Source organism: Streptomyces sp. TG1A-60, assembly GCF_037201975.1.
Lineage (GTDB): Bacteria > Actinomycetota > Actinomycetes > Streptomycetales > Streptomycetaceae > Streptomyces.
In genome coordinates this window covers 5,421,390-5,446,555 of record NZ_CP147520.1, presented here as the reverse complement: position 1 = coordinate 5,446,555, position 25,166 = coordinate 5,421,390, and the positions used below count along the sequence as shown (strand labels likewise).

Sequence of the window (25,166 nt, the reverse complement as noted above, 5' to 3'; positions counted from 1 at the left end):
AGACGATGAGCCTCGCACAGACGCCGCTCATGCGCAGGGGCACCGCCCTGACACCGGTCCTGCCCGTGATGGCCGTGCTCGCCCTGCTGGCGCTGCCGCTCGACCCGAGCAGCGAGGGCGGCCCCGGTCCCGCCGACGCGGTCTCCGGGTTCCTGGTGCTCTTCTGCGCGATCCGCCTCGTACGGGACCGGCGACGCCCCTTGCCGCGTACGGCCGCCTTGGTACTGGGACTGCCGGTCCTCGGGCTGGCCGTCGCTGCCCTGGGTTCATACTCGCCCGAGGCCGGGATCGCCGGTATGGGCCGGTATCTGCAGATCTTCGTGCTGGTCCCCGCGGCGGTCCTGCTGCTGATCCGCGGCCCGGGCGACTTCCGGCTGCTGGCCTGGTCGTTCGTGGGACTCGCGGGCTGGCAGGGGGCCGTGGGAGTGCACCAGTACGTCACCCGGACCGGCGCCTCCTTCCAGGGCGAGCAGATCCGGGCCGTCGGCACGTTCGGGCCACAGGACGTGATGGGGATGGCGACGGTGGTCGGCATCGGCCTCGTGTGCGCGTTCGGCCTCGCGCTCGGGCGGACGTCCGTACGGCAACGGGCGGTCGCCCTCGCGTGCGCGCTGGCGCTGCTGCTGCCGCTGGCGATGTCCTTCAGCCGGGGCGCGTGGATCGCGACGGCTGTGACCTGCGCGGTGCAGTTGGTCCTGGCCGGGCTGCGGCGCGCGCTCACGGTGGCTGCGGTCGTAGCCGCGACGGGCGTGGTCCTGGTGGGCGGTCTCGGTGTCGGCACGGCGATGCTTCAGGAGCGGATCGACAGCATCACACAGGTCACCGACGCCCCCGACCAGTCCGTCGCCGACCGGTTCACGATGTGGGCCGCCGCGACCGACATGTGGCGCGAACACCCGCTGACCGGCGTCGGCTTGAAGGGCTTCCCCGAGTACCGGGATGCGTACGCCTCGCCGGCGCTGTCGTCGGGCAGCGACACCGAGGGCGCGGGGGCCGCGTACCGGAGGCAGCCGCTGCTGTCACCGCACAGCATGTATCTGCTGGTGCTGAGCGAACAGGGCCTGCTCGGGCTGATGGCGTTCGCCGGGAGCTGGCTGGCGCTGCTGGTGTGCGTCCTGCGGGCGACGGTGCGGGCACGCGCGTCGGGGCCGCACGGCCTCGACTGCGGGCTGGTCGCCTGCGGATTGCTGGTCTGGCAGCTCACCGACTTCGTGTACGCCGACATCGGCGGCCCCTCCACCGTTCTGACCGCCGTGTCCCTCGGGTTGGTGGCGTGGTGGGCTCTGGTCGGGAACGGCGACAAGCCGGCCGCCCGGCCGGTTCCGGTGATCGGAAACAAGCGGGAGAGCGTGGCGCGATGCCCGTGACCCCGCCGCAGACTCCGCGTGGGCCCAGTCGCATGACCGGCGTGGCGGCCGTACCCGCGGCGCGGGCAGCCACGCAGGACGTGGACGGCACCGACTCCCCTGGGGCCACCCGGAACTTCATCGCGAAGGCCACCCTGATCACGGCATCGCTGTCGGTCGCCGGGGCGCTGCTCGGCCTGGTGCGGGATCAGACACTGGCCCAGCTCTTCGGGGCGGGCGTCGAGACGGACGCCTTTCTGGTCGCGTGGACCGTACCGGAGTTCGCCGCCACGCTGCTCATCGAGGACGGCCTGGCCATCGCGATGATCCCGGCTTTCAGCCTGGCCCTGGCCCGGCGCGCCCAGGGTGCCTCCGGCGACCCGGTTCGCTCCCTCGTCGCCAGCACCCTGCCCCGCCTGTCCCTCGGCTTCGTCGCGGTATCCGCGCTGATCATCGTAGGAGCCCCCTACGTGGTCGAGGTTCTGGCACCCGGCCTGCCCGAACCCGACCTCGCCGCCGACTGCACCCGGCTGACGGCGACCTGTGTGCTGAGCTTCGGGCTCGCCGGGTACTGCAGCGCGGCTCTGCGGGCGCACCGTCGCTTCCTGGCGCCCGCGACGATCTACGTGGCCTACAACACCGGCATCATCGCCGCGATGTTCCTGCTCGGCGAGCGCTGGGGCGTGCGATCGGCGGCGGCCGGTGTGGCAGTGGGCGGCTTCCTGATGGTCGCCGTCCAGCTGCCGTCCCTGCGACGACTGTTGAGAAGTCGCCCGTCCGTCTCCGGCGGTGCGGCCGAGGTACGCCCGATGAGCCTCGCCCTGCTCAGCAGCGTTCTCCTCTTCGCCATGTGCCGCCAGTCCCAGGTCCTGATCGAACGCTTCCTCGCCTCCACCCTTCCCGCCGGGGCCATCTCGCACCTCAACTACGCGCAGAAGGTGGCCCAGATCCCGATGACGCTGTCGCTGATGCTGTGCACCGTCACCTTTCCGGTGGTCGCGCAGGCCCTCGCCGACGGCGACACCGAACGGGCTCGCGACCGCGTGGAGCGGGACTTGGCGCTGGCCTGCCGCCTGGTGCTCTTCGGCGCGGCCACGGTGATCGCCTGCGCGCCGCAGATCATCGCCATCCTGTTCCAGCGGGGCGCGTTCACGGCGCAGGACACCGTGGTGACCGCGGGCGTCCTGCGCGTGTACGCCCTCGGGCTGCTCGGCCAGACCCTGGTGGGGGTGCTGATCCGCACGTACTTCTCGGCGGGGCGGCCCACCTGGTATCCGATCGGCGCCATGACCGCGGGTGTCGTCGCGACCACCTGGATCGGGGCGGGGACCGTGGGCTCCTGGGGCGTGCTGGCGATCGCCGCCGCCAACGCCGCCGGCATCACCGTCACTGCCGCGCTGCTGCTCGCCGGCCTCGCGCAGGAACGGAGCGGGCGCGCCCGTCACAAGAGCGCGCGGCGAGCGGAAGAACCCGCAGGACCGAGCTCGTTCGTCTTCTCGACCTGGACCGCGGCCCGCCGTCGAGCCGCGCGGCACAGCGGGTCACGCGGGGTTCCCATCCGCACCCGGCACGTGCTGTCCGATCTGGGCAGGCCACTGCGGGCGGCGGGGGTCGCCACGGTGGCGGGGGCGTTCGCCTCAAGCGCCCCGGGGTCCCCGGTGGCGGGTTTCGCGGTCGGCTGCGTGACCGTGACCGCCGTTTTCCTCCTGCTCGGACCGGCCCTGGGCACCCAGGGCCGCACGTCCGCGCTTCATTCCGTAGGTGCCGTCACACGGAGGCTGAGGCATGGCCGTTCCAGTTGAATCCGTCGGCACGGGCAGACGCCCCGCCACACGCCCCTGTCCGCTCCCGTGGGTGGCGATGTACCACTCCGTGGGCGACTGCTCCGACGACCCGTACCGCGTCACGGTCACGCCCGAGCGGCTGGAACGGCAGCTTGCCTGGCTGCGCCGGCACCAGCTGCGCGGCGTGTCCCTGCGCGAACTGTTCGCCGCCCGCGCCCGGGGCGACGGGCGGCGCCTGGTCGGCCTCACCTTCGACGACGGATACGCCGACTTCCTCTCCCACGCTCTTCCGGCGCTGCGCTCCTGGAACTGCGGTGCCACCCTTTTCGTCCTGCCCGCCCGGCTCGGGGGCGCCAACTCCTGGGATCCGCTCGGCCCGCGCAAGCCGCTGCTGTCCGCGGACGGCGTCCGGCGGGCGGCTGCCGCGGGCGTGGAGATCGGTTCGCACGGGCTGACGCACGTCGATCTCACCCGGGCCGACGATGCCACGCTGAAGGCGGAGGTCGCCGACAGCAGGGCGCTGCTGTCGGAGCTGACCGGTACTCCGGTCGACGGCTTCTGCTACCCGTACGGAACGGTCGACCGGCGCGCCGTCGCCGCCGTACGCGAAGCCGGGTACACCTACGCCTGTGCCATCGACCCCGGCACCCTGACCGGCCGGCACGCCCTGCCCCGTCTGCACATCGGCCAGAACGACACGGCCTGGCGGCTGCACCTGAAACACAAGCTGCACCGGCTGCGCCGGCGTCCCGTGGAGGGCGTGTGACATGAGAGCGCTGCACATCATCACCGGTCTCGGCGTCGGCGGCGCCGAACAACAGCTCCGCCTGCTGCTGCGGCACCTCACCGTCGACTGCGAGGTGGTGGCCCTCACCAACCCGGGCGCCGTCGCCGACGGGCTGGTCGCCGACGGCGTCCGCGTGCACCACCTCGGCATGGGCGCCAACCACGACCTGTCCGCGCTCCCCCGCCTGGTCCGCCTGATCCGCGCGGGTGGCTACGACCTGGTCCACACCCACCTCTATCGCGCCTGCGTCTACGGCCGGCTGGCCGCCCGACTCGCCGGCGTCAGGGCGGTGGTCGCCACCGAGCACTCCCTCGGCGACTCCCAGATGGAAGGCCGGAGGCTGACGCCGGGCGTCCGCGCGCTCTACCTGGCCAGCGAGCGCCTCGGCTACGCCACGGTCGCCGTCTCCCCCGCGGTCGCCGACCGCCTCAGACGCTGGGGCGTGCCCTCCTCTCGCGTCGAGGTCGTTCCCAACGGAATCGACCTGGCCCGCTTCGACTTCGACGCGTCCCGGCGCCACCACACCCGCCGACGCCTCGGCCTGCCGGAGGACGCCTACGTCGTCGGCGGGATCGGTCGCCTCACCGCGGGCAAGCGCTTCGACGTCCTGATCCGGGCGATGACCCGACTCCCGGGCGACCACTGGCTGTTGCTGGTCGGTGGCGGCCCGGAGGAGAGCCTCCTGCGCCGTACCGCCCACGAGGCGGGCGTGGCCGACCGCGTCCTGTTCACCGGCGAGCGCCCCGACGTCCCCCACGGCTTCCCCGGCCCCGACGTGCCCTCGCTCACGTTCGCCATGGACCTGCTCGCCTCGCCGTCCCCGGAGGAGTCCTTCGGGCTGGCGGTCGTGGAGGCCCTGGCGTCCGGCCTGCCCGTGCTCTACGCGTCCTGCCCGGCGATCGAGAACCTGCCTCCGCGGGCCGCCGCCGGTGCCCTGCGCGTGCGCGGCGGCCACGAGGCGTACGCCGATGCCGTCGCCGCAGTGCGCGCGGCAGGCCCCCGGCCCCGTACGGCCGCGGACGCCGCGCACCACTACAGCATCTCCCGCAGCGCTGCCCGGCTCATGGACGTGTACACGGCAGCGGTGTCCAGCCCATTGCCCCTCTCACCCCAGGGAGCCAGTTCGTCATGACCGACAACCCCAGCCGATTCCGCCGACAGCCCGGCCGCCCGGCCCGCTCCGGCACCCTGCGGGCCTGGTTGCTGCTCGCGACCGGCCTGCTCGTCGGCGGCCTGCTCGGCGGTGCCTACGGCACGCTCAAGGCCCCGACCTACACGGCGACCAGCTATGTCGTCGCCGTACCCACCATGAGCTCCGACCCGACCTCGGCGCTCGGTTTCGCGCAGGCGTACGGTCGCGCCGCCACGCAGCTCGCCGTACTCGGGGACGCGCAGTCGTCGGCGGGCGTGTCGGTGCGGACGCTGCGGCGGAACGTGCGGACGGCCACCTCGCCGGACGCGCCGATGATCGCCGTCTCGGCCACCTCCCCGCGCCCCCGCCTCGCCTCCGGCATGGCCAACGCGGTCACCCGCGCGCTGACCCGCCACGCGAACAAGACCAAGAGCAGCACCCACGTCGAACTCGTCCAGTTCTCACCGGCGGTGCGGCCGACCGAGCCGTCGTCCGCGTCACCGGTGGTGACCGGTCTGGTCGGCACGAGCGCGGGCGGCCTGCTCGGCAGCCTGGCGCTGCTCGTACGGCCGAGGCGGACGGAAAGAGACGACTACGACACCGCCCGCCCTGCCTCGGTCCCCGGCCCGGCCACCGCCGCCGACGTGCATGGGCAGCTGTGACCGCCCCGTACACGACGGAACTCGTCACCGACGGGCGCGCCTTCGCCGAGGTGGCCCCGGGCTGGGGGCGGCTGTACGAGCGGTGCGGCGCGGCGACCCCGTTCCAGAACCACGCCTGGCTGCACTCCTGGTGGCTCTCGTACGGCAGGCCCGGCCGGCTGCGGCTCGTGCTCGTGCGCGAGGGTGCCGAACTCGTGGCCGCCGCGCCCCTGATGCTCCGGCGCGGCCCGGTGCCCAGGCTCGTACCGCTCGGCGGGGCGATCTCCGACTACGCGGACGTCCTCATCGACGACGAGCGGGCGGACCGGGCGGCCGCCGTTCTCGCCGAGGCGCTGTCGGCCGCCGCCCGCACCGCTCTCATCGACTTCCGCGAGGTGCGGCCGGGCGGAGCGGTCGAGCGCGTCTACGAGCGCTGGAGCGGGCCGCGCCGCCGGCTTCCGGACTCGCTGTGCCTGGAGCTGCCCGCCGTGCCCATGGACGAACTGGCGTCCCGGCTGGCGTCCGGCAAGGCCCAGCGGGTCCGCGCCAAGCTGCGCAAGCTGAGGTCGCTCGGCGTGGAGCGGCACGTCGTACCGGCGGACCGGGTGGGCGCGGCGCTTCAGCGGCTGCTCGAACTGCACCGGCTGCAGTGGCAGGACCGGAACGTGACGTCGGAACACCTGCAGACACGCTTCTGCGAGCACCTGGTGCGCTCCGTGGGACCGATGGTGTGCTCCGGCGACGCGGTGGTCACCGAGTTCCGGCTCGACGACGACGTGGTGGCCGTGGACCTGACGCTGCTGTCGCGGCGGCTCGCGGGCGGCTACCTGTACGGCGCCCATCCACGCCTGCGGGAACGCAAGGCGGACGTGGCGGTGATACTCCTCGACGCATGCGCTCAGCGCGCGGGTGACGGCGGACCGGGCACACTGAGCCTGCTGCGCGGCGACGAGCCCTACAAACACCACTGGCGCCCCGAACCCGTCGTCAACCAGCGGCTGCTGCTGGCCCGGCGGCGCACAGCGCCGCTGATGTCGGCGGTGGTCGGCGACGTGGCCGCGCGGCGGCGGGGCAAGGAGTTGCTGCGTCGCTTCCGGGAGCGGACCGGTGGCGGCGGGACCCGCGAGGGCCCCGCCGCCGGTGTCCGCTATCGGGTCCGCAACCACCAGTCGAAACGCAGGCACAGCCTCCCGCCGAGCCAGTACTCGTCCCGGTCGCCGGGGCGCAGCGGCGAGCAGCCCGTCGGAGACAACGGTGCGGGGGACCCCGGCGGCGTGGGCCACGTCGGCGGTTCGTCCGTGCGGCCGAAGAGGGCGGACCGGTAGACCCGGGAAGAGCCGGGATTGGCCGCGCACTGCCAGACACCGTGCGGGCAGTAGTCGGTCAGCGTGTTGTACAGCGGCTGGTGCTCATCGATCCAGGCGAGCATCCGCCGCATGTATTCGGCGTTGTCACCGTTACGGAAGAGCCCCCATTCGGGATAGGAAATGGGCTTGTCATGAGATTTCGCGAAGTCCACTTGTGCTTGAAGCCCGTACGGCTCTGTCACCTGCTCGTCGAAGGTAATTCCTCGCGGCTGGTCGTACGTGTCCATGCCGATGATGTCGACCGTGTCGTCCCCCGGGTAGCACTGCGTCCAGGGAACGGCGTCCCGGCCCCGGCTCGGCGTGAAATCGAACCGGAACTCCTGGCCGGGGACCGAACGCATGGCGGTGACGATCCGGTTCCAGTACGCCTTCCATGCCCTAGGGTCGGGTCCACAGCGATGGGTGTAGGTCGTGCCGTTCATCTCCCAGCCGAGCACCAGTACCGTGTCCGGCACGTTCAACGCGACCAGCCGCGCGGCGAGTGCACGGAAGTGATGGTCGAAGTGTCCGGCCGCGCCCTGGCGCAGCAGCCACCTGACCTCGGCGTCGGAGGCACCCTCCTCGTTGCGCTCCTGCATGGGCACGTTGAGGACGAAGATCCGGTCGTCCTTCGCCGTGCGCCAGCGCGCCCACGGTGCGAGGAAGCGGTGGGTGCCCTCGATGTTGCTCCAACGGTCCCCCGGCAGATAGGTGTGACCGACGCGCGGCTCGGCGCCACCCAGCCACCTGCCGAATTCCCTGATGCCGTTCACACCCCGGACTCCGGAGTCGAGGAAGGCACCGAAGGCGGGGCGCTCACCGCCGGGGGCCGAGGTCGTCGGCGCGGCGGCGGGACTCGGCGGGGCCTGTTCCGACGGCTCGATGCCGGGCGCAGTCGTGACGTCCGGGGTGACCGCGGATGCCTGCGGCGCGGCCGATGCGCCCACCGCGGGCACCGTGGGCGCCGGGGTGGCCGCCATCGGAGCGGGAGGGCCGGCGAAGGACCCCGTCCCCGCCGCGAAGCCGGTACCGGAGGCCAGCGCGGCCGAAACGGCGACCGCCGCCGCGACGACCGCCAGTCGCCCGGTCCGGGCCCGACACTGCTGCAGAACCATGCCTGCTCCTTCCTCCGGTCTCCTGCCGTCTTCTGTCCTGGCGATTGTGCTGCCGCTGTTGGTCCTCTGCATTGCTTTCCATATTCCTGACACCCGGTCAAACGAAGTCAGTCACATGAAATGACATGACGCCAGTTTCGCTACGGCTTTCGAGTGCCTCGCTCGCCCGCACGGGTGAGCCGAGCGGAAGGAGTGAATTCCGTGCAACTGCTCGACACCCGCGTCCCCGCCGTTCTGCTGCGGATCGACCGGAACCCCTTTCACCACGGAACGCTGGGCGCTGTTCGTTCGCTCGGCAGAGCAGGAGTGGAGGTGCATGTGGTCGCCGATTCCACGGGAAGTCCCGTACCCAGATCGCGTTTTCTGCGGGAAATGCATCCCCCGCCGCCACCCGGGTCATCGCCCCGCGAGATCGCCGCCGCGCTGCGCCGGGTGGCCACCCGGATCGCGCGCCCCGCCGTCCTGGTCCCGATGGACGACGCGAGCGCGGTCGCCGTGGACCGTATGCGTGAGCAACTCGCGCCCTCCTATCTGCTGCCCGCCGGGCCCCGCGCACTGCCCGAACGCGTCGCCGACAAGGCCGGTCTGGCCTCCGTGTGCGCGTCCTTGGACATCGCGCACCCGGTGACCCTGGTCCCGGACAGCCCGGCGCAGGCCGCCGACGCCGCCTGGCGGCTGGGACTTCCGCTGGTGGCGAAGTGGAGTCGGCCCTGGCTGGTGCCCGCCGACAGCACGCTGCACAGCACGGTGCTGGTGAACTCCGCCCGGCAGGCCCGGGAGCTGTATCTGCGCACCGAGGAGGCCGGCAGCCCGCTGCTGCTGCAGGCGTATCTGCCGCCGGGTCCGAACCGCGACTGGTTCTTCCACGGATACGCCGACCGTTCCGGTGTGGTGCGCGCGGGAGGGCCGGGACGCAAGCAGCGGGCGTGGCCGCGCGGGGCGGGCCTGACCACCGTCGGCTGCTGGACGGCCAACCCGCAGGTGCAGGCGCTCGCCGAGCGGCTCACCGGCGAGCTCGGCTACCGCGGCATCCTCGACCTCGACTTCCGCCGCTGCGGCACGACGGGCCTCTATCACCTCCTCGACTTCAACCCGCGCCCCGGCGCCCAGTTCCGGCTCTTCTCCGACTCCGCCGGACTGGACGTCGTACGCGCCCTGCATCTCGACCTGACGCACCGTCCCCTGCCGGCAGCCGCACCGCTGATCGGGCGGACGTTCGTGGTGGAGAACTACGCACCGCTCGCCGCGCTTCGGCCCGCGCCGCGACGCGGGCGCGAACTGGCCTGGCACGCCCCGGACGACCCTGCTCCCGGCCGGGCGATGTGGACGCTGTGGTGCCGCCACGTGTCCCGTCGACTGCGGGAGCGGCTGCGCGCGGCCCCGTCGGCACCCGCACCGGTACGCGTGGTCCATCAGGCGGCCTCACCTCCCCTCACCAACGACGAGAAAGCGAGCAGTTGCTGATGTACGACTTGCTGGTGGTGGGCGCCGGCCCATACGGCCTGTCCATCGCGTCGCACGCCGCGGCCGCCGGGCTCGACCTGCGCGTCCTCGGGCGGCCCATGGCGTCCTGGCGGGCCCACATGGCCCGCGGCATGTACCTGAAGTCGGAGCCATGGGCCTCCAACCTCGCCGACCCTGCCGGCCGTTGGCGTCTGGACGCGTACTGCGCGGCCTCGGGGCTCACGGCGCGTCACGCGGAGCCGATCCCGGTGGAGACGTTCGCCTCGTACGGCCTGTGGTTCGCACGCAACGCCGTGCCCGAGGTGGACGAGCGCATGGTGAGCCGGGTGGCGGCCGGTCCGGTCGGCTTCGAAGCGGTGACCGAGGACGGAGAGGTGCTGCGCGCCCGGACGGTGGCGCTGGCGGTCGGCGTCATGCCCTTCACAGAGGTGCCTTCCGCCCTGCGCGGTCTGCCGCCCGGACTCGTCACCCACAGCACCCACCACCGTGACCTCGGCCGCTTCCGCGGCATGGACGTCACGGTGATCGGCGGCGGCCAGGCAGCCCTGGAGACAGCGGCGCTCCTCGCCGAACAAGGCACGCGTGTAAGGCTGCTGGCGCGGGCGCGACAACTGCGCTGGAACGACGTGCCGCCGCCCTTGCAGCGCCTCTGGTGGCAGTCGGCCCGCGCTCCGCACAGCGGCCTCGGCTGCGGCTGGCGCAACTGGTTCTACGCCGAGCGTCCGGACCTCTTCTGCCGCCTCCCCGAGTCGACCCGCACCCGTGTCTCGGCCACGGCGCTGGGCCCGGCGGGCGCCTGGTGGGTGCGGGACCGGGTCGAACCGGTGGTGGAGATGCTGCTCGGCCGCGAGGTCACCGCGGCCCGTGCGGTGCCGGGCGGCGTACGGCTGGAGACGGTGAGCCGGACTGGGGAGCTGAGCTCCCTGGATACCGAACACGTGATCGCGGCCACGGGATTCCACGCGGCCCTGGACCGGCTCGACCTGCTCTCCGAGGAGTTGCGAGCGAGCCTGACTACGACAGCCGACGGCTCCCCCGCTGTCGGGCGGGATTTCGAGTCCTCGCGCCACGGGCTGTTTCTGGCAGGCCTGCTGACGGCCTCTACCTTCGGCCCCGCCATGCGCTTCGTCCACGGAGCGACCTTCACGGCGACAACGCTCGTACGAGGAGTGCGCCACCGGCTGCGCACCGCCGCCCCGCCCCCCAGGCGATCCCCGTACCGGTGGGCCGGGGGCGCGGAGAATCCCCCTGAAAGACGCGCCGTCGGCGGAGGGAGCCGGGTGCCGGAGGCGGTTCCTCCGGCACCCCGGGCGGAGCGCTATCGACCGGACGCGGCTCGGCCTCGTCGGTACAGGACGGCGCCGCTCGTCAACAGCAGCGCGGCGATGCCCGACGCCGCCAGCACCTGCTCGTTGCCGCCGGTCTCGGGGAGGGAGGGCGGTTGTGTCGGGGGCGAGGTCGGCGGCTTCCGCGGTGGGATGCCGCCCGGAACGGTCGGGGGCGCCGACGTAGGCGGTGACTTCACCGGCGGCGTGGTGGGCGGGTGTGACACCGGCGGCGTGGTGGGCGGGTGTGACACCGGCGGCGTGGTGGAGGGGGGTGACGCCGGCGGCGTGGTGGGGGGCTTCGTGGGCGGTGTGTCGCCGTAGCCGCCATAGCCGTAGTCGTCGCCGTACCCGGCAGCGTCGCCGTAACCACTGTCGCGGCCGTGACCACCGTCGCCGCCGTAACCACCGCCGTCGCCGTAACCACTGTCGCGGCCGTGACCACCGTCGTCGCCGTAACCACTGTCGTGCCCGTGGACCCCTTGCTCGCGGCCGTCAGCCGAGGCGGAGTCGCGGGCAGCACCCTGCGACCCACTGGTCTTCGGGCCGCCGACGCGGGAGTTCAGGGGAGACAGGTCAGGTGCGGTACTCACGTCGCTGGTGTCGGGGCCCGCGCTTGCGGGACCGTTCCCCAGGGCGTGGAGGACGCTGTCGGCGGGCAGGGCAGCAGGCGTGTCGGACAGGGCGCCGAGTGAGTCCCCCGAGGTCTCCTCATGGGACGAGTCCGCGAACGCCGGGACGACGTACAGGGACAGCACGCTCGTCGCAGCGGCGGTAACGACCATTCCCTTGCTCAGGTTCTTTCGCAATCTCGTTGTCTTTCTGATCGAATAAGTCTGATCGAATTAGTGGGAACTTCCGGCCGACGCGGCGGTCACTTCCTTTTTCTCTTCCCACCGTTGCGCCGGGAAGTGATTTCACGCCTGCCATAGTTTCGCCGCCACCCGATTTGCCGACTCGTCCAGTGATGGGACCCGGTGAAGTGCCAGTACTGACAGTCGGAGCACCGGTAGATGCGATCCGGGATCCTGTCCAACAGCGGCTGCCTTACCAGCCAGTCCCTCGCCTCGGATTCATTGCGGAACGACGCCTTCCCCGTCTCCGGGCAACGCGGCAGGATAATCACATCAGTCATGTTCCCTCCGAGGTGCGATTCGGATCGGATTCCCCTTCGGCGGGAAGGATGGAATCGATGGCGCATCAGCAGTAAACCTCTGGATCAAGCGAGTTACCGCCTTACGGATGAGTAGCCATCAAGCTTCATCCGAATAGCCCCGTGTTGGCCGCTGATGTGAATTGCACTGATCGGATGATATCGAGATGAACACGGTGCTCCGTTCGACTCCACAGGAGAGCGTCACTCCCGACAGCTGAAAAGACGTCAGCGACCATCGGGAGGATGGCCGCTGTCCGTGTCGGATCAACGCTGCGCACACGCAGAGAGGTCCGGCTTCATTCGATTGTCAGTCCGAACCGAGATCTCCTCGTTCAGCGACTGCCGCATGGCCCGGGGCCGGAGACCACATGCCTCCGGTGGGCCGCACGGCATGAACCAGCCTCCGGGCAATCATTCGATCACCGGCTTGGAGCGACCTGCGTGCAGAAATTGCCGATATTCGTGACGCTCTCGCCCCCGACGGTGATCGGCACATTGACCTCGACCAGGGAGAAGCTGTTGTATTCCTGTTCACACTTCAGGAACTGTGCATTGTCGACGGCGACCTCGGGCTGGTCATCACCAGCATCGTGGGCCTGGGCGACACCGGCACCCGTCAGGCCGATGCTGCCGATAACAGTTGTCACCAGCATGATGTTCTTGAACCTGCGCACGCGTATCTCCATGGATCGACTCGCGGCCACTACGAAACGTCGCGGCCCCACCAGAACAGCAAAAGGAAACGTCAGCTTCCACAGCCCGGACGTCTCCTTTTCTGTACATCATTACCTCTGCCCCCTGCGGCCCCGAGCCGTCAGGGCGTCCGATGCGTCAAGCACTGGAGGGACCTGTGTCGCACCGGAGGCACGAGACCCGCCCTCTCAACCGCGCATCGGTTCAGTCGTCGACGCTGCCGATCACCGTGCAGAAGTTGCCGATGTTCTGCTCCACGTCACCGGTGGCCGTGGTGACGGGGGCGAACGCGAGACCGCCGTCGAACTCCTGCTCGCACTCCACGACCTGCAGGTTGTCGACGGCGGACGGGGCCGGGGCGTCGTAGTCGCCGTCACAGTAGGCGCTGGCCACCCCGCCGCCGGCAAGACCGAGACCGCCGACCATGGCCGCCACGGCAGCAGCCCTCTTGAACTTGTTCATCACGTCTCCGATTCCTTCACGCACACGACCGCCCTTACGGACCGTGTTTGACGCGTCACCGAAGCTAGCACAAGCTCCTCCAAGTCCACCATTTCCGACACAAGCGACGCAGCAGCATCAATACCGCTATACACCCTTACGGAAATCAGAACAGCCGGAGCCAGCCACCCATCAGGCCGAAGCACCGGAACGATGCGGCGGCCACTCCGCCACTCCGCCACTCCGCCACAGAAAACCAAAACAGAACGCCTCCGACAGGCAGCGGAAACAAGAGACACACCCTTGTCCCACCACCCGCCGGAGGCGCCTTCCGTGCACACCCCGGAAGGTCAACACCCCTCCGCGGCACAGTCGCCCTCAGGCAGCAACGCCACCCGCGGACGCCACGGCACGTCCTGACGTCAGTCGATGCTGCCGATCACCGTGCAGAAGTTGCCGATGTTCTGCTCCACGTCACCGGTGACCGCCGTGGCGACGGGGGCGAACGCGAGACCGCCGTCGAACTCCTGCTCGCACTCCACGACCTGCAGGTTGTCGACGGCGAAGGGGGCCGGGACGTCGTAGTAGTCGCCGCCGTTGGCGCTGGCCACCCCGCCACCGGCAAGACCGAGACCGCCGACCATGGCCGCCACGGCAGCAGCCCTCTTGAACTTGTTCATCACGTCTCCGATTCCTTCACGCACACGACCGCCCTTACGGACCGTGTTTGACTCGCCACCGAAGCTAGCACAAGCTCCTCCAAGTCCACCATTTCCGACACAAGCGACGCATCAGCATCAATACCGCTATACGCCCTTACGGAAATCAGAACAGCCGGAGCCAGCCACCCATCAGGCCGAAGCACCGGAACGATGCGGCGGCCACGCCGCCACGCCGCCACAGAAAACCAAAACAGAACGCCTCCGACAGGCAGCGGAAACAAGAGACACACCCTTGTCCCACCACCCGCCGGAGGCGCCTTCCGTGCACACCCCGGAAGGTCAACACCCCTCCGCGGCACAGTCACCCTCAGGCAGCAACGCCACCCGCGGACACCGCGGCACGTCCTGACGTCAGTCGATGCTGCCGACCACCGTGCAGAAGTTGCCGATGTTCTGCTCCAGGTCGCCACCGACGGTCGGGGTAACGGGGGCCTCGACCGCGGCACCGCCGTCGAACTCCTGGTCGCACTCCACGACCTGCAGGTTGTCGACAGCGAACGGGAAGGGGACGTCGTAGTAGTCGCCGCCGTTGGCGCTGGCCACCCCGCCACCGGCAAGACCGAGACCGCCGACCATGGCCGCCACGGCAGCAGCCCTCTTGAACTTGTTCATCACGTCTCCGATTCCTTCACGCACACGACCGCCCTTACGGACCGTGTTTGACTCGCCACCGAAGCTAGCACAAGCTCCTCCAAGTCCACCATTTCCGACACAAGCGACGCATCAGCATCAATACCGCTATACGCCCTTACGGAAATCAGAACAGCCGGAGCCAGTCACCCATCAGGCCGAAGCACCGGAACGATGCGGCGGCCACGCCGCCACGCCGCCACAGAAAACCAAAACAGAACGCCTCCGACAGGCAGCGGAAACAAGAGACACACCCTTGTCCCACCACCCGCCGGAGGCGCCTTCCGTGCACGCCCCGGAAGGTCAACACCCCTCCGCGGCACGTCCTGGCGTCAGTCCACGCTGCCGATCACCGTGCAGAAGTTGCCGATGTTCTGCTCCACGTCACCGGTGGCCGTGGCGATGGGGGCGAACGCGGCACCACCGTCGAACTCCTGGTCGCACTCCACGACCTGCAGGTTGCCGACAGCGAACGGGAAGGGGACGTCGTAGTAGTCGCCGCCGTTGGCGCTGGCCACCCCGCCACCGGCAAGACCGAGACCGCCGACCATGGCCGCCACGGCAGCAGCCCTCTTGAACTTGTTCATCACGTCTCCGATTTCTTCACGCACACGACCATCCTTACGGACCGTGTCCGACTCGTCACCGAAACTAACACGGGCCTCTCCAAACACACCATTTCCGATACATCCGGCTGAAGGGCAGTAGTCAGGTTATGCACCTTTTGGCGTAACCGGCTTGGACCGTGGGCACCGTGACGGTGGCCGTCCGCTGAGCATCGGGCTGAACGGTCTGTTGCGGCCTCGCGAGTTCGACGCCGACCACGTAGGGAGTCACTCAACAGGGCCCGTGGGGAGTCCTGGTGCTGCGCGGCCGACGCCGTTCGGGAGCCGGCTCGGAGGGCGTCAGCTGTGGTACAGCGCCTCGATCTCAGCCTCGTACGCCGTCGTCACCACGTGGCGCTTGACCTTGAGGGACGGGGTGAGGAGCCCGTTCTCCTCGGTGAAAACGCCCTCCACCAGGCGGAACGCGCGGATGGATTCGGCTCGGGAGACCGCCTGGTTCGCGTAGTCGACGGCCTTCTGGACGTCCTCGCGCATACGGGGGTCGTTCGCCAGCTCCGAGAGCGGGGTGTCGGCGGGCATGCCGCGGACATACAGCCAGTGGGCGACGTCCTCGGGGTCCAGGGTGATCAGGGCGGCGACATACGGGCGGTTGTCGCCGACGACGATGCACTGGCCGACCGGCGGGCGGCTGCGGAGACGGTCCTCCAGGACGGCCGGGGAAACGTTCTTGCCGCCGGAGGTGATGAGGACGTCCTTCTTGCGGCCGGTGATGGTGAGGTAGCCGTCCTCGTCGAGGGCGCCCAGGTCGCCCGTGGCGAACCAGTCGTCGGTGAGGGCGGCCTCGGTGGCGACCCGGTTGTTCCAGTAGGTGCCGAAGACGATGTCGCCCTTGATGAGCACCTCGCCGTCGTCGGCGATGCGGATCGCGGTGCCGGGGACGGGCTGGCCGACCGTTCCGGGGCGGGGTTTGAGGGGCGGGACGATGGTGGCGGCGGCGGTGGTCTCGGTGAGGCCGTAACCCTCGTAGACGATGACGCCGGCGGCGTAGAAGAAGAGGTTGAGGTCGCGTTCGAGCGGGGAGCCGCCACTGATGGCGTAGCGCATCCGGCCGCCGAGTTCTCCTCGGACGCGGCGGTAGACCAGCAGGTCGTACAGGGCCCAGGCGGCGTACAGGCCGGGGGTGGGGCCGGGGCCCCGGTCCAGGAACCTGTCGAGGTGGGCGCGGGCGAAGCGCACGCCGACGCGGTGGGCGCGGTCGAAGGAGGCGCCGCGGCCGATGCGTTCGGCGGTGGCGCGGCCGGTGGCGTGGATCCGCTCGAAGAGATAGGGGACGCCGACGAGGAAGGTGGGGCGGAACTTCTTGAGGGCGGGCCGGAGTTCGGCGGGTTTGATGCTCGGGCAGTGGCCGAGCTCGATGCGGGCCAGCAGGCAGGCGATCTGGATGGTCCGGCCGAGGATGTGGGCGAGGGGGAGGAAGAGGAGGGTGGAGGCGACCTGGCCGCTGACCTCCTGGAAGACGGGGTGGAGCAGTTCGACCGTGTTGGCGGCCTCCGCGTGGAGGTTGGCGTGGGTGAGGACGCAGCCCTTGGGCCGGCCGGTGGTGCCGGAGGTGTAGCAGATGGTCGCGGCCGTGTCGGGGGTGAGGGCGGCGCGGCGCTTGGCGACCTCGTCCTCGGGGATGTCGCGGCCCAGGTCGGCGAGTTGGGTGAGGGCGCCCGTGCCGTCGTCGAGCTGCCAGACGTGCGGGGGCCGGGAGTGCCGGGCGGTCGCGGCGGCGACGGCGTCCGTGTTCTCGGGCGTCTCTGCGATCACGAAGCGGGAGCCGGAGTCGCGGACGATCCACTCGATCTGCTCGGGCGAGGACGTGGCGTAGATGGGGACGGACTGGCCCCCGGCCGCCCAGATGGCGAAGTCGAGGACGGTCCACTCGTAGCGGGTGCGGGACATCACCGCGACCCGGCCGCCCGGTTCGAGACCGGCGGCTATCAACCCCTTGGCGGTTGCGGTGACTTCGCGGGCGAAGGCGGTGGCGGTCACCGGCTGGTAGTCGCCGTGGTGGTCGGCGCGGCGCAGGACCACGGCGCCCGGGGCCTCGGTCGCGTTGACGAAGGGGAGGTCGGCGATGCTGCCGCTCGTCGCGCCGGGCACGAGGGCGGGGGTGCGTGCCTCACGGACGACACCCCGCGCGTCCTTGACCACCTCGACCCTGACGCGGTCGGCCAGGCCGCCGCGCTGCTTCGCCCGGCTCAAGTCCTTGCGTACGCCCATCACACGGCTCCCCGAGGCCCACGACTGCTTCATTACCGACGAGTCAACTTACCCGCGCGTAAGGAAATTTCAATGGTTTCCGGCGCACTCCCGGGGGCGGGTGGGACATGTGATAAGCGTGGATCATGCGCCCCCATCGCCTCAGGTCCGTCCTGATCTCCGTCTGTGTCTCGTCCGCCGTGGCCCTGTCCGGTGCCGTACCGGCCGTCGCCCACTCCTCCCCCGCTCCCCCTCGTACGGTTGCGGGTGCCGGTTCGCTCACCGCGCTGACGGATCTGTTCGCCGAGCGGCTGCTCGTCGCGGACAAGGTCGCGGCGGCCAAGTACGGGACGGCCACGCCGATCGACGATCCGGTACGGGAGAAGACGATCCTGGACGACGTGGCGGCGCGGGCCGCCGGGCTCGGCCTCGATCCGCAGGCGGTGACCGCCGTGTTCCGGGACCAGATCGAGGCCAACAAGCTGGTGCAGCGGGGCCTGTACGCCCGCTGGGACGCGCATCCCGAGGAGCGGCCCACCGAGCGGCCCGACCTGGTGAAGGAGGTCCGGCCGGTGCTGGACCGGATCACCACTCAGCTGCTGACCGCGCTCCAGGAGACGCGGACCCTGCGGGCCGGGACGTCGTGCGGGCCCCGGCTGCGGGTGGCGGCGGTCCGGTCGGCCTTCGGACACCGGCTGGACCGGCTGCACGCGGAGGGCCTGGTGCGGGCATCGGCCTCGGTGTGTGAGAACAGCCCCTAACCCATCAGCCGGTCCGCCGTCTCGATGGCCTCGGCCAGGGCGTACACGTCCTTGTCCTCGCGGTCCCCGGCCAGGTCGTCGGCGCGGTAGGACAGTTCGCGGATCGAGGGGCTTGCCGGGAGGCCGGACCAGCGTCCGTCGTCCCGGCGCAGGGAGTCGGCGAAGTACGCGGCCACGGCGGCGACCCGGAGGCCGTACGGTGCGGCGGCCCACAGGTCGTCGTGCAGGGCGGAGGCCTCCAGGGCGGCCGACTCCTCGTGCGGGGTGCGGCTGTCCGGGTCGAGCCAGCGGACGGTGGCGGTGGCGAGGTGGCCGCCCTCGGTGCCCGCCTTGATGCGGACGGCGTAGAGAGCGGTGACGGTGTGGCCGGGGCCGACCTCTCCGCCGTCGACGCGGTCGTCGCGGAAGTCCTCGTCGGCGACCTGCCGGTTGTCGTAGCCGATCAGGCGGAACTCCTCGACCGTCGACGGGTCGAAGGAGACCTGGGCCTTGGCGTCGCGGGCGGTGAGGTCGATGTGGCGCGGGAGTTCCTCGCAGAAGACCTCTTCGGCCTCCTCCTCGGTGGAGACGTAGGTGGTGTGGCCGTCGCCCTGGTCGGCGAGCTGTTCCATCAGGGCGTCGCCGTAGTCGCTGCCGACGCCCACGCCGAAGAGGGTGATGCCGTGCTCGCGGCGTTCGCCCGCGATGCGTTCGAGGATGGTCTCGGCGTCGGTGTCGCCGGTGTTGGCGAGGGCGTCGGAGAGGAGCACGACGCGGTTGGTGGCGCCCTTGCGCAGGCCCTCCACCGCGGTCTCGTAGCCGGTCTCGACCCCTGCGGCGAGGTTGGTGGAGTCGGTGGGCTCCAGGCTGCCGACGGCGTCGCGGATCTCGTGCCGGTTGTCGTCGAGGCGGGTCATCGGCAGGACGGTCTCGGCCTCGTCGCTGAAGGTGACGAGGGCGACGGAGTCGTCGTCGCGCAGCCGGTTCGTCATCGTGCGCAGGGCGTCCTGGGCGAGGTCGAGGCGGCCGGGTTCGGACATGGAGCCGGAGACGTCGATGACGAAGGTGAGGGCGGCGGGCGGACGTCTGCTGTCGCCCTGGGCGGCGCGGGTGGCGAGGCCGACGCGGAGCAGGGACCAGTCCTCGTCGTTCGTCCGGGCACCGTCGACGCTCACGGAGAAGCCGTCGCCGTCCGGGCGTTCGTAGTCCTGCCGGAAGCTGTTCACGAACTCCTCCGGGCGGACCGTCGAGGGGTCGGGCAGGTTGCCGTCGTTCAGGGTGCGGCGGGCGTAGCCGTAGGAGGCGGTGTCGACGTCGAGGGCGAAGGTGGAGAGGTGGTCGGGGGACGGGGCGACGTCGCGGGACTCGTCGTCCGGTCGCTCGCCCCGCCGTTCGCCCGCGCCGGTGCCCTCGGGGGCCGGGGCCGGGAAGCCGTCGTCGGGGCGGCTGTCGGCCTGTCCCCGGTCGTGCGACGAGGAGTCGCTTCCGTCGCCGCTCTGGCCGCAGCCGGTGAGGAGGAGGGCGCCGGCCGTGCCCAGGGCGAGGAGCACGGTGCCCAGCCGCCGTCGTGTCGTCGTCCCTGTCCTGCGATACGTGTGCATCCGGGCCCCCTAGCCACGTCACCTGTCGCCCTTTCGCGGGCGATTGTTCGACTGTGACGGCCGAGGGGGCCCGGATGTGCGCTACGGGGTGTTGCGGATGCGTCTCGAAGCGGCCACGACGGGCCCCGGTCGAGACCGGCGGGTGATCCTCCGGTGACCTAGGAGACGACGTCCTTGCGGCCGAAACCCCTGAAGGCCAGGGCGAACAGCACCAGCGCGTACGTTATGGAGATCGCGACGCCCTGGATCATGTCGGTGTACTCGGGCTGCGGGCGGACGACGTCCAGCCAGGCGTACTGCCAGTGCGCGGGCAGGAAGTGGCGCCAGTCGCCGAGGGCGGTCACCTCGTCCAGGACGTTGCCGACGATGGTGAGGCCGACGGCGCCGCCGACCGCGCCGAGGGGGGCGTCGGTCCTGGTCGAGAGCCAGAACGCCAGCGCGGCGGTGACCAGTTGGGACACGAAGATGTACGCCACGGTGATCACCAGGGTCTGGGCGGCGGCGCCCGCGGCGAGTTCACCTCCGGTGGGCAGCTCCAGCGGGCCCCAGCCGTAGGCGGCCGTGCCGACGGCGAGCGCGACGACCGGCAGCAGCACGAGCGCCGCCAGGCTGAGGGTGAGCCCGACGACGAGCTTGGACCACAGCAGCCGGGCGCGGGGCACGGGTGCGGCGAGGAGGTAGCGCAGGGAGGACCAGCCGGCCTCCGAGGCGACCGTGTCGCCGCAGAACAGTGCGACGGGGATGACGAGCAGGAAGCCCGCCGCGGCGAACAGGTTCACCGCGGCGAAGTTCGCCCCGGACGCGGTGGCCGTGTCCATCAGGTTCAGCCGGCCGTTGCCGTCACCCGGTGTGCCGCCGACCTGGAAGGCGATCAGCAGCACGATCGGCAGGGCGAACAGGATGCCGCCCATGACCATCGTGCGACGGCGTTTCAGCTGCCGGACCAGCTCGACCCGCAGGGGCAGGGTGCGGCCCGCGCGGTAGCCCTCGGCGACCTCGACGGGCTCTGCGTGCTCGGCACGCTCGGCCAGCGTGCTCATGCGGACTCTCCGATCAGGGTGAGGAAGGCGTCTTCCAGGCGGCGGTGCGGGCCGACCGACTCCACGGGGACCTCCAGCCGGACGAGTTCGGCGACCAGGTGCCGGGCGCTGCCCTCGGTGTCGAGGCGGACCACCAGGCCGTCGTCGGTGCGCACGGCCGAGTCGACGCCCGGAAGGGCGGCGATCTTCTCGACGATCGGCTCGTCCACGGTCTCGGACGTGCCGACCAGCAGTGTGTCGCCGGAACCGACGATCTCGCTGACGGGGCCCGCCTGGACGAGCTGCCCGTGGTCCATGACGACCAGATGCGTACAGGTCTGCTCGACCTCCGCCAGCAGGTGGCTGGAGACGATGACCGTGCGGCCGGCCGCCGCGTACCGGATCATGACCTGGCGCATCTCGCGGATCTGCGGCGGGTCCAGTCCGTTCGTCGGCTCGTCGAGTATCAGCAGGTCGGGCAGGCCGAGCATGGCCTGGGCGATGGCCAGGCGCTGGCGCATGCCCTGGGAGTAGGTGCGGACCGCGCGGGCCAGGGCGTCACCGAGCCCGGCGATCTCCAACGCCTCGTCCAGGTGGGCGTCCTCCGCCGGGCGGCCGGTGGCCCGCCAGTACAGCTCCAGGTTCTCGCGGCCGGAGAGGTGCGGGAGGAAACCCGGACCCTCGACGAAGGCGCCGACCCGGGAGAGCACCGGGGCGCCCGGCACGATCGCGCGGCCGAAGACGCGGATCTGACCGCCGTCGGGCCGGATCAGGCCCATCAGCATGCGCAGGGTGGTTGTCTTGCCCGCGCCGTTCGGCCCGAGGAGGCCGAGGACCTGGCCCTTCTCGACGCGGAAGGAGAGGTCGCGGACGCTGTAGCGGTCGCCGTTCTTGTACTTCTTGCTCAGGTCCGTGATCTGGAGCGGGACCTCGGCCAGCGCGGGATCGGGGGCGGGGGTGACGATGCGGCGGCGTCCGGTGACGAGCAGGAGGGCCGCGATCACCGCGCCGCTGGCCGGCAGGTACCAGACCCAGGCGGGCAGCACGTCCGTCCGGTCGGCCCCGCCGAGCGGCGTGGGCACCTCCAGGTCGCCCTTGAGGGAGACGGTGTACGTCGCCGGGGCGGCCGGGGAGGCGTAGCCGAGGTCGGTGGAGGCGAGGACCAGGCGGAGGCTGTGGCCGTCGTCCAGCTCGTGGTCGATGGCCGGGAGGGTGAGCTCGACGTCCTTGCCGGACCTGGCGCCCTCCACCCGGACGGGCTCGACGAGCTGGGAGGGCAGGACCTGCGAGGTGCCGTTCGGGCCGACGTCGTAGAGCTTGGCGAAGAGGACGGCGTCCTCGCCGGTCGACTTCACCTGGACCGTGGCCGTGGGCGAGCCGGTGATCTGGAGGCCGTCCGCGACGGGCTTCGACTCGAACGAGGCGAACTGGCCGGGGAAGTCGAGGGAGACGCCGACGCCGAGCGAGGAGAGCTGGGCGAGGCCGCCGGCGGCGCCGAGGCCGGGCAGGGCGGACACGGCGGGCGGGTTGGCGCCGGCCGGGTTCGCGAAGCTCTGCTCGCGGCCGGCGAGGGCGATCGGCCGCAGGTCGCTCTCCAGGCCCGGGTAGGCGTCGGCGTCCGTGCCGCTCAGGCGCGGTTCACCGTCGCCGGAGCCGGCGCCGAGGGTGCGGGTGACGCGGAACGCCGAGCCGGTGTCCGCGCCCTTGTCGTCCTTCAGATAGCGGTCGAACCAGGCGTGCGTGCGGGCCTGGACGCGGGCCGTCTCCATGTCGCCGCCGTCATGGCCGCCGGAGATCCAGTCGACGTCCACGGGAGCGCCGTTGGCCTTGATCGCCTGGGCGGCGGCGTCGGCCTGGCCGAGCGGGAAGAGGGAGTCGGTCTGGCCCTGGAGCAGCAGGGTGGGTACCTTGATGCGGTCGCCGACGGCCTCGGGGCTGCGCTCGTCGAGGAGTTTCACGGCCTCCGCGTCCGGCTGCCCGGTCTCGGCGACCCGCTGGTACATCTCGCACAGCCGGGCCTCGAACCTGTCGCAGCCGCCGCCGGTGTTGACGAAGAGACCGGCCCACAGCTTCTTGAAGACGCCGTTCGGGAAGAGGGCGTCCGACAGGTTCCAGTACGTGATCGCGGGCGCGATGGCGTCGACCCGGTCGTCGTGTCCGGCGGCCAGCAGCGAGACCGCCCCGCCGTACGACGCGCCCGCGGCGCCCACGCGCGGGTCGCCGTCCTTGTCCAGCTGGACCTCGGGGCGCTTCGCCAGCCAGTCGATCAACCGGGAGACGTCGGCGACCTCGCCCTTCGGGTCGTTCAGCCCGATCTTGCCGGTCGACTTCCCGAAGCCGCGCGCCGACCAGGTCAGGACCGCGTACCCGTCACGGGCGAGGTCCTCGGCCTGCCGCCGTAGGTCGTTCTTGCTGCCGCCGAAGCCGTGCCCGAGCAGGACGGCCGGGCGGCGGCCACCCGCGCCGGAAGTGAAGTAAGAGGTGTCGATGCGCACGCCCTCGGCCGTGTCCATGGCCTGGTCGGTGCGCTTCACCGGCGCCGCTTCGTCCGAGGCGGTGGCCGTCCAGGTGCCCGCGCCGGCGAGCACGACGACGGCGGCCACGGCGGCGATGGTCCGCCGCGGCCTCCGCCGCAGCGCCCCGCGCAGTCGCGGTCCGGGCTGTCGAAGATCCATGCGTCAACGGTAAGGGTCCCCATCGACACCCCGGGGCACCCTCCGGTCGGAAGAGTGGGCCATACCACGGTCGTACGGGAGGAATTCGGCATACAGCGGTCGCGGTATGCCGGGGCGCGGGGTGGACTGACAGCAAGCTGATAGGTCGGGCCGGACAGGGGGCCGGACAGGGCGGTGCCCCGCCCCTTCCCGCGAGAGGGATGGGGCGGGGCACCTGTACGGGCCTCAGTGGTTGCGCGGGAAGCCCAGGTCGACGCCTGTGGGGGCGTCGGCGGGGTCGGGCCAGCGGGTGGTGACGACCTTGCCGCGGGTGTAGAAGTGGGTGCCGTCGTTGCCGTAGATGTGGTGGTCCCCGAAGAGGGAGTCCTTCCAGCCGCCGAAGCTGTGGTAGCCGACGGGGACCGGGATCGGGACGTTGACGCCGACCATGCCGGCCTCGACCTCCAGCTGGAAGCGGCGGGCGGCGCCGCCGTCCCGGGTGAAGATCGCGGTGCCGTTGCCGAACGGGGAGGCGTTGATGAGGGAGATGCCCTCCTCGTAGGTGTCGACGCGCAGCACGCACAGGACCGGGCCGAAGATCTCGTCCTGGTAGGCCTTCGCGGACGTGGGGACCTTGTCGAGGAGCGAGATGCCGATCCAGTGGCCGTTCTCGAAGCCGTCGACCGTGTGGCCGGTGCCGTCCAGGACTACTTCCGCGCCCTCGGCCGTCGCGCCCGTCACGTACGAGGCCACCTTGTCGCGGTGCACGGCGGTGATCAGCGGGCCCATCTCGGAGGTCGGGTCGTTGCCGGGACCGATCTTGATCTTCTCGGCCCGCTCGCGGATCCTGTTCACGAGTTCGTCGCCGATCGCGCCGACGGCGACGACTGCGGAGATGGCCATGCAGCGCTCGCCGGCCGAGCCGTAGGCCGCCGAGACGGCCGCGTCCGCCGCCGCGTCGAGGTCCGCGTCGGGCAGGACCAGCATGTGGTTCTTGGCACCGCCCAGGGCCTGGACGCGCTTGCCGTTGGCGGAGGCGGTGGTGTGGATGTAGCGGGCGATGGGGGTCGAGCCGACGAAGGAGACGGCCTTGACGTCCGGGTGTTCCAGAAGGCGGTCGACGGCCACCTTGTCGCCGTGCACGACGTTGAACACGCCGTCCGGCAGCCCGGCTTCCGAGAGCAGTTCGGCGATCTTGACGGAGGCCGAGGGGTCCTTCTCGGACGGCTTGAGCACGAAGGTGTTGCCGGTCGCGATGGCGATGGGGAACATCCACATCGGGACCATCGCCGGGAAGTTGAACGGCGTGATGCCGGCGACGACGCCGAGCGGCTGGCGGATCGAGGAGACGTCCACGCGGCTGGCGACCTGCGTCGACAGCTCGCCCTTCAGCTGGACGTTGATGCCGCAGGCCAGGTCCACGATCTCCAGGCCGCGCGCGACCTCGCCGAGCGCGTCCGAGTGCACCTTGCCGTGCTCGGCGGTGATCAGCTCGGCGATCGCGTCACGGTTGGCGTCCAGCAGCGCGCGGAAGCGGAACAGGATCTCCGTGCGCTGCGCCAGCGAGGACTGGCCCCAGGTCGCGAAGGCCTCCTTGGCGGTGCGTACCGCCGCGTCGACCTCGTCGACGGTCGCGAAGGCGACCTTGGTGGTGACCGCGCCGGTCGCCGGGTCCGTGACCGGACCGAACGTACCCGACGCGCCTTCGACGGCCTTGCCGCCGATCCAGTGGTTGACGATCTTCGTCATGCCCAGAA

The 25,166-nt window shown here is 71.0% G+C and carries 19 protein-coding genes and 2 pseudogenes; 9 read left to right on the top strand and 12 right to left on the bottom strand.

Features of this window, described 5'->3' with window-relative positions; all coding sequences use genetic code 11:
- Nucleotides 1-5: 5 nt before the first annotated feature.
- The 6 genes and pseudogenes from WBG99_RS23645 to WBG99_RS23620 form a co-directional block, all read left to right on the top strand.
- Nucleotides 6-1,367 (top strand): O-antigen ligase family protein, encoded by a 1,362-nt coding sequence (locus WBG99_RS23645; protein ID WP_338898226.1) that lies wholly within the window; start codon nucleotides 6-8, stop codon nucleotides 1,365-1,367.
- Nucleotides 1,358-3,148 (top strand): lipid II flippase MurJ, encoded by a 1,791-nt coding sequence (locus WBG99_RS23640; RefSeq protein ID WP_338898225.1) that lies wholly within the window; start codon nucleotides 1,358-1,360, stop codon nucleotides 3,146-3,148. Before WBG99_RS23645 ends, WBG99_RS23640 begins: the two co-directional genes overlap by 10 nt.
- Nucleotides 3,132-3,896, top strand: coding sequence for a polysaccharide deacetylase family protein (locus WBG99_RS23635; RefSeq protein WP_338898224.1), 765 nt, complete (start codon nucleotides 3,132-3,134; stop codon nucleotides 3,894-3,896). Before WBG99_RS23640 ends, WBG99_RS23635 begins: the two co-directional genes overlap by 17 nt.
- 1 nt (nucleotide 3,897) lies before the next feature.
- On the top strand, nucleotides 3,898-5,049 hold the full coding sequence (locus WBG99_RS23630) for a glycosyltransferase (RefSeq protein WP_338898223.1): 1,152 nt from the start codon (nucleotides 3,898-3,900) through the stop codon (nucleotides 5,047-5,049).
- Nucleotides 5,046-5,711, top strand: coding sequence for a lipopolysaccharide biosynthesis protein (locus WBG99_RS23625; RefSeq protein ID WP_338898222.1), 666 nt, complete (start codon nucleotides 5,046-5,048; stop codon nucleotides 5,709-5,711). Before WBG99_RS23630 ends, WBG99_RS23625 begins: the two co-directional genes overlap by 4 nt.
- A pseudogene (locus tag WBG99_RS23620) lies at nucleotides 5,708-6,808 on the top strand (GNAT family N-acetyltransferase); the annotation flags it as partial. The gene WBG99_RS23625 and the pseudogene WBG99_RS23620, both read left to right, overlap by 4 nt.
- Nucleotides 6,809-6,837: 29 nt before the next feature.
- On the opposite strand, the gene WBG99_RS23615 reads toward WBG99_RS23620, so the two are convergent.
- Nucleotides 6,838-8,151 (bottom strand): glycosyl hydrolase, encoded by a 1,314-nt coding sequence (locus tag WBG99_RS23615; protein WP_338898221.1) that lies wholly within the window; start codon nucleotides 8,149-8,151, stop codon nucleotides 6,838-6,840.
- Nucleotides 8,152-8,352: 201 nt separating this feature from the next.
- Between WBG99_RS23615 and WBG99_RS23610 the strand changes: the two genes are divergently transcribed.
- Together WBG99_RS23610 and WBG99_RS23605 are read left to right on the top strand one after the other, a co-directional pair.
- Complete coding sequence (locus tag WBG99_RS23610) at nucleotides 8,353-9,615, top strand: ATP-grasp domain-containing protein (RefSeq protein WP_338898220.1); 1,263 nt, start codon at nucleotides 8,353-8,355, stop codon at nucleotides 9,613-9,615.
- Nucleotides 9,615-10,867 (top strand): annotated as a pseudogene (locus WBG99_RS23605) (NAD(P)-binding domain-containing protein). The gene WBG99_RS23610 and the pseudogene WBG99_RS23605 overlap by 1 nt, the downstream one beginning before the upstream one ends.
- Nucleotides 10,868-10,933: 66 nt before the next feature.
- Here WBG99_RS23605 and WBG99_RS23600 read toward each other — a convergent pair.
- From WBG99_RS23600 to WBG99_RS23570, 7 genes are all read right to left on the bottom strand, one after another.
- Nucleotides 10,934-11,725, bottom strand: a complete 792-nt coding sequence (locus WBG99_RS23600; protein WP_338900460.1) for an LPXTG cell wall anchor domain-containing protein — start codon at nucleotides 11,723-11,725, stop codon at nucleotides 10,934-10,936.
- Nucleotides 11,726-12,515: 790 nt separating this feature from the next.
- Nucleotides 12,516-12,770 carry a hypothetical protein gene (locus tag WBG99_RS23595; RefSeq protein ID WP_338898219.1) on the bottom strand — a complete coding sequence of 85 codons (255 nt, stop codon included), beginning with the start codon at nucleotides 12,768-12,770 and terminating at the stop codon, nucleotides 12,516-12,518.
- Between the two features lie 223 nt (nucleotides 12,771-12,993).
- On the bottom strand, nucleotides 12,994-13,251 hold the full coding sequence (locus tag WBG99_RS23590; protein ID WP_338898218.1) for a hypothetical protein: 258 nt from the start codon (nucleotides 13,249-13,251) through the stop codon (nucleotides 12,994-12,996).
- 401 nt (nucleotides 13,252-13,652) lie between these two features.
- Nucleotides 13,653-13,910, bottom strand: coding sequence for a hypothetical protein (locus tag WBG99_RS23585; RefSeq protein WP_338898217.1), 258 nt, complete (start codon nucleotides 13,908-13,910; stop codon nucleotides 13,653-13,655).
- Between the two features lie 393 nt (nucleotides 13,911-14,303).
- Complete coding sequence (locus tag WBG99_RS23580) at nucleotides 14,304-14,564, bottom strand: hypothetical protein (protein ID WP_338898216.1); 261 nt, start codon at nucleotides 14,562-14,564, stop codon at nucleotides 14,304-14,306.
- A gap of 350 nt (nucleotides 14,565-14,914) precedes the next feature.
- A complete protein-coding gene (locus tag WBG99_RS23575) occupies nucleotides 14,915-15,193 on the bottom strand; it encodes a hypothetical protein (RefSeq protein ID WP_338898215.1) in 279 nt (92 codons plus the stop codon).
- Nucleotides 15,194-15,487: 294 nt separating this feature from the next.
- On the bottom strand, nucleotides 15,488-17,416 hold the full coding sequence (locus tag WBG99_RS23570) for an AMP-binding protein (protein ID WP_338898214.1): 1,929 nt from the start codon (nucleotides 17,414-17,416) through the stop codon (nucleotides 15,488-15,490).
- 125 nt (nucleotides 17,417-17,541) lie between these two features.
- Between WBG99_RS23570 and WBG99_RS23565 the strand changes: the two genes are divergently transcribed.
- On the top strand, nucleotides 17,542-18,156 hold the full coding sequence (locus WBG99_RS23565; protein ID WP_338898213.1) for a chorismate mutase: 615 nt from the start codon (nucleotides 17,542-17,544) through the stop codon (nucleotides 18,154-18,156).
- Here the strand turns inward: WBG99_RS23565 and WBG99_RS23560 are convergent.
- The 4 genes from WBG99_RS23560 to mmsA form a co-directional block, all read right to left on the bottom strand.
- Entirely contained in the window at nucleotides 18,153-19,736 is a 1,584-nt protein-coding gene (locus tag WBG99_RS23560) for a von Willebrand factor type A domain-containing protein (protein WP_338898212.1), read from the bottom strand. The genes WBG99_RS23565 and WBG99_RS23560 overlap by 4 nt on opposite strands.
- Nucleotides 19,737-19,894: 158 nt before the next feature.
- Nucleotides 19,895-20,776, bottom strand: a complete 882-nt coding sequence (locus WBG99_RS23555; RefSeq protein WP_338898211.1) for an ABC transporter permease subunit — start codon at nucleotides 20,774-20,776, stop codon at nucleotides 19,895-19,897.
- Nucleotides 20,773-23,430 (bottom strand): alpha/beta fold hydrolase, encoded by a 2,658-nt coding sequence (locus WBG99_RS23550; RefSeq protein ID WP_338898210.1) that lies wholly within the window; start codon nucleotides 23,428-23,430, stop codon nucleotides 20,773-20,775. The genes WBG99_RS23555 and WBG99_RS23550 overlap by 4 nt, the downstream gene beginning before the upstream one ends.
- Nucleotides 23,431-23,655: 225 nt before the next feature.
- The gene (mmsA, locus tag WBG99_RS23545; RefSeq protein ID WP_338898209.1) at nucleotides 23,656-25,158 is read right to left on the bottom strand and encodes a CoA-acylating methylmalonate-semialdehyde dehydrogenase; all 1,503 of its coding nucleotides are present in this window, start codon (nucleotides 25,156-25,158) and stop codon (nucleotides 23,656-23,658) included.
- Nucleotides 25,159-25,166: the final 8 nt, after the last annotated feature.

Excerpts from the sequence above, each read along its gene's own strand:
- WBG99_RS23565 (WP_338898213.1), top strand. The coding sequence starts at position 17,542 with ATGCGCCCCCATCGCCTCAGGTCCGTCCTGATCTCCGTCTGTGTCTCG.
- WBG99_RS23600 (WP_338900460.1), bottom strand. The coding sequence starts at position 11,725 with ATGGTCGTTACCGCCGCTGCGACGAGCGTGCTGTCCCTGTACGTCGTC.
- WBG99_RS23560 (WP_338898212.1), bottom strand. The coding sequence starts at position 19,736 with ATGCACACGTATCGCAGGACAGGGACGACGACACGACGGCGGCTGGGC.
- WBG99_RS23640 (WP_338898225.1), top strand. The coding sequence starts at position 1,358 with ATGCCCGTGACCCCGCCGCAGACTCCGCGTGGGCCCAGTCGCATGACC.
- WBG99_RS23635 (WP_338898224.1), top strand. The coding sequence starts at position 3,132 with ATGGCCGTTCCAGTTGAATCCGTCGGCACGGGCAGACGCCCCGCCACA.
- WBG99_RS23625 (WP_338898222.1), top strand. The coding sequence starts at position 5,046 with ATGACCGACAACCCCAGCCGATTCCGCCGACAGCCCGGCCGCCCGGCC.
- WBG99_RS23645 (WP_338898226.1), top strand. The coding sequence starts at position 6 with ATGAGCCTCGCACAGACGCCGCTCATGCGCAGGGGCACCGCCCTGACA.
- WBG99_RS23590 (WP_338898218.1), bottom strand. The coding sequence starts at position 13,251 with ATGAACAAGTTCAAGAGGGCTGCTGCCGTGGCGGCCATGGTCGGCGGT.
- WBG99_RS23555 (WP_338898211.1), bottom strand. The coding sequence starts at position 20,776 with ATGAGCACGCTGGCCGAGCGTGCCGAGCACGCAGAGCCCGTCGAGGTC.
- WBG99_RS23585 (WP_338898217.1), bottom strand. The coding sequence starts at position 13,910 with ATGAACAAGTTCAAGAGGGCTGCTGCCGTGGCGGCCATGGTCGGCGGT.
- WBG99_RS23580 (WP_338898216.1), bottom strand. The coding sequence starts at position 14,564 with ATGAACAAGTTCAAGAGGGCTGCTGCCGTGGCGGCCATGGTCGGCGGT.
- mmsA (WP_338898209.1), bottom strand. The coding sequence starts at position 25,158 with ATGACGAAGATCGTCAACCACTGGATCGGCGGCAAGGCCGTCGAAGGC.
- WBG99_RS23630 (WP_338898223.1), top strand. The coding sequence starts at position 3,898 with ATGAGAGCGCTGCACATCATCACCGGTCTCGGCGTCGGCGGCGCCGAA.
- WBG99_RS23615 (WP_338898221.1), bottom strand. The coding sequence starts at position 8,151 with ATGGTTCTGCAGCAGTGTCGGGCCCGGACCGGGCGACTGGCGGTCGTC.
- WBG99_RS23570 (WP_338898214.1), bottom strand. The coding sequence starts at position 17,416 with ATGGGCGTACGCAAGGACTTGAGCCGGGCGAAGCAGCGCGGCGGCCTG.
- WBG99_RS23550 (WP_338898210.1), bottom strand. The coding sequence starts at position 23,430 with ATGGATCTTCGACAGCCCGGACCGCGACTGCGCGGGGCGCTGCGGCGG.